Source organism: Anaerolineae bacterium (genome assembly GCA_014360855.1).
GTDB lineage: Bacteria > Chloroflexota > Anaerolineae > JACIWP01 > JACIWP01 > JACIWP01.
The window spans coordinates 1-3,302 of record JACIWP010000313.1 but is presented as its reverse complement, the minus strand read 5'-3'; the positions used below and the strand labels follow the sequence as shown (position 1 = coordinate 3,302).

At 64.2% G+C, this 3,302-nt stretch carries 3 protein-coding genes; 1 reads left to right on the top strand and 2 read right to left on the bottom strand.

The window, feature by feature from the left end; genetic code table 11:
* Nucleotides 1-437, bottom strand: a 437-nt coding sequence (locus H5T60_13250) for a HAMP domain-containing protein (GenBank protein ID MBC7243396.1), incomplete at its 3' end; no start/stop codon positions are given.
* Nucleotides 434-1,141, bottom strand: coding sequence for a response regulator transcription factor (locus H5T60_13245; GenBank protein MBC7243395.1), 708 nt, complete (start codon nucleotides 1,139-1,141; stop codon nucleotides 434-436). The genes H5T60_13245 and H5T60_13250, both read right to left, overlap by 4 nt.
* 286 nt (nucleotides 1,142-1,427) lie before the next feature.
* On the opposite strand from H5T60_13245, the gene H5T60_13240 reads away from it, so the two are divergent.
* The gene (locus H5T60_13240) at nucleotides 1,428-3,245 is read left to right on the top strand and encodes a thioredoxin domain-containing protein (GenBank protein MBC7243394.1); all 1,818 of its coding nucleotides are present in this window, start codon (nucleotides 1,428-1,430) and stop codon (nucleotides 3,243-3,245) included.
* Nucleotides 3,246-3,302: the final 57 nt, after the last annotated feature.

Sequence of the window (3,302 nt, the reverse complement as noted above, 5' to 3'; positions counted from 1 at the left end):
GCCAGCTCCGTCAGCTCATCGCCGGCAGGGATTGGCGGAGCCGGCACGCGCTCGGAATAATGGCCGGCGGCGATGCGCCGGGTGGCGTACAGCAGATGCCGCAGAGGAGCGACAATTTGCTGGCTCATGAAGAGGCTGGCCAGGACGGCAATGATCACTCCTACCAGTGTAGCCAGCGCCAGCGATTCCCGCAAGGCGCTCTGAAAGTTGATGTATAGATCGGCTTCCAGGGACTGGGCGGTCATCATGTGACCCATCATCGGTCGGCCCATCATAGCATTGCCCATCATCTGCGCCATGGCGGCCAGATGGCGGTCGAACGCCGGCCGGCCGCTGACCTGTACCGTCAGCGCCAGCACCACCATGCCGGTAGCGATCACCAGCAAATATGATACGAACAGCTTGCGGCTGAGACTGCGTCGGATCCAGGAAATCATGGCTCCCGCCCCCTATCCTCAAACCGGTATCCCACGCCGCGCACGGTGACGATAAAGCTCGGCTGGTCCGGGTTATCCTCCAGCTTGCGGCGGATTTTTCCGATATGCACGTCCACGACCCGCTCTTCGCCGTAGTAGTCCTCGCCCCAGACGTGGGAGAGAATCTGCTGGCGGGTGAGCACCAACCCGCGGTGGCGCGCCAGGGTCCAGAGAATGTCGAATTCGATCTCAGTCAGCTCCACCGGCAGGTCATCCTTCCAGACCTGCCGCCGGCCGGCGTCTATGCGCAGGCGGCGAAATTCGAGCACTGCCGGAGCCACGATCGTAGATGGCGGGGCGTTCAGCCGGCGCAGTGCCGCCTTTACCCGCGCCACCAGCTCGCGCGGGCTGAAGGGCTTGGTCACATAATCATCTGCCCCCAAGGTAAGTCCCACAATGCGGTCTGTTTCCTCCGATTTGGCGCTGAGCATAATAATATAGGTGCTGGACGTCCGACGAAGTTCCCGCAGGACGTCAATGCCGTCCATACCGGGAAGCATAATGTCCAGGATCACGATATCCGGCCGGCTCGACTGCGCCAGCTTCAGCCCATTGATGCCGTCCTGCGCTGTCAGCACCCGGTACCCTTCCCGGCGCAGATACGCGCTGATAAGGTCCAGGATGTTTTGCTCGTCGTCTATTACCAGAATCGTTTCTCCAGCCATCGCCAATCACTCTCACTACAAGGTCTTGTACATCACCAATACCATAGCATAGTTTTGAAGAATTATCAACTTTGCGGAGCCATCAGGCAGTTGAAACCGGGACTATGCCTGCGAGGTCGACGCAGACTTCGCGCCCACTGCTGTGACTCCGGCCGTCATGCAATTTGCCCTGCCCAACACGTCGGATTACCCTACCCTCATCCGCTTCATTGTAGGGAACCTTACACAAGTTCGCGCCGGCACGGAATATGATATGATTAACAATGTGGTAGAAAGGAAGTGACCGATGGGCCAAGAGAGTGTGCACCCCAACCGCCTGGCCGGCGAGGCCAGCCTGTACCTGCGCCAACATGCCCACCAGCCGGTGGACTGGTATCCCTGGGGGCCGGAAGCGCTGGCGCGCGCCCGGGCCGAGGACAAACCGATCCTGCTCAGCATCGGCTATTCCTCCTGCCACTGGTGCCACGTCATGGCCCACGAGTCGTTCGACAATCCGGAAATCGCCGGCCTGATGAACCAGCACTTCGTAAGTATCAAGGTGGATCGCGAGGAGCGGCCCGACCTGGACGAGATCTACATGACCGCGGTACAGCTCATCGCCGGCCAGGGGGGCTGGCCGCTGACGGTCTTCCTCCTGCCCGACGGCCGGCCCTTTTACGGCGGCACCTATTTCCCGCCGCAGGAGCGGCACGGCCTGCCAGCCTTTCCCAGCCTGCTGGAGGCACTGAGCCAGGCCTATCGGGAACGCCGGCGGGAGGTGGAGCGCGCCGCCGAGGAGACGACGCGCGCCCTTCGGGAAGTGGTGCGAGCGACACGTGCCGCCGGCCCCGTATCCGCAGACCTGCTGGCGGAGGCACGCGCCCACCTGCTGGACGCGTACGACCGGCGCCACGGCGGGTTCAGTGTGCGGCCCAAGTTCCCCCAAGGGGCCACGCTGGCATTATGGGCGCGCTGGGCGCCGGCGGATGAAGAGGTCCGCTCTGCCTGGCTCTTCACCCTGGACCAGATGGCGCTGGGCGGCATGTATGACCTGGTGGGCGGGGGCTTCCACCGCTATTCCGTGGACGAGCGCTGGCTGGTGCCCCATTTTGAGAAGATGCTGTACGACCAGGCCCTGCTGGTGCCAGTATACCTGCGCGCCTATCAGCTCACCGGGATGGCCCACTACCGCCGGGTGGTCGAACACACCCTGGATTATCTCCTGCGCGAGATGGCCCTGACGCCGGCCGGCTTCGCCTCAGCCCAAGACGCCGACACGCCAGAAGGAGAGGGACGCTACTACGCCTGGACGGCGGAGGAGTTCGATGCCGCCGTGGGGGAGGAGGACCGCGCTTGGGCGCGTCAGTTCTTTGGCGTCAGCGAGCGGGGCAATTACCACCGCATGACCCTGCCGCGCCAGTCCATGACGATAGCGGAGCTGGCGCGCCGGCTGAATACCGATGAGGAAGGCGCCTGGGCGAGGGTGGACGCTGTGCGCCGGCGCCTGCTGGAAGCGCGTCAGGCCTGGAGGGTACCGCCGGCGCGCGATGACAAACTGCTGGCCGGCTGGAACGGCCTGGCCATCGCCGCCCTGGTGGAGGCCGGCCGGGCTTTGGGCCGCTCCGATTATCTGGACGCGGCGCGCCGCACGGCGGATTTCATCCTGGAAAGCATGTCGGATCCCGCCGGCCGCCTGCATCACTGGTATGCCACCGGCGCGGCGCGCGGTCTGGCCTTCCTGGACGATTACGCGCATGTCATTCATGGTCTGCTGGAGCTGTATGTGACGGGGCATGAGCCGCGCTGGCTGGACGCGGCCGGCCGGCTGACCGAACTCGTCCTGGGCCATTTCTGGGATGCGGAGCTGGGCGGCTTCTTCCTGACCAGCGACGAGCACGAGCCGCTCATCGCCCGCCCGGTCACCTACAGCGATCTGCCCATCCCCTCCGGCAACGCCGTCATGGCACAGAACTTGCTGAGGCTGGGGAGATGGCTGCGCCGGCCCGTTTGGGAGGAGCGGGCGCGGCAGACCATGGAGCGGTTCGGCCACAGCATGACGCACAGCCCACAAGCCTTCTCGGCCATGTACCTGGCGTTGGATATGCTCTTCCATCCGGAGGAATAGCCGGCGTCGTTCCTACAGCGAAGATGGCGCCCCTTACGGCAGAGGAACCAGCAGACT

What these genes read in the sequence shown, in the direction of transcription:
- H5T60_13245 (MBC7243395.1), bottom strand. Translation starts at nt 1,141, where the DNA reads ATGGCTGGAGAAACGATTCTGGTAATAGACGACGAGCAAAACATCCTG.
- H5T60_13240 (MBC7243394.1), top strand. Translation starts at nt 1,428, where the DNA reads ATGGGCCAAGAGAGTGTGCACCCCAACCGCCTGGCCGGCGAGGCCAGC.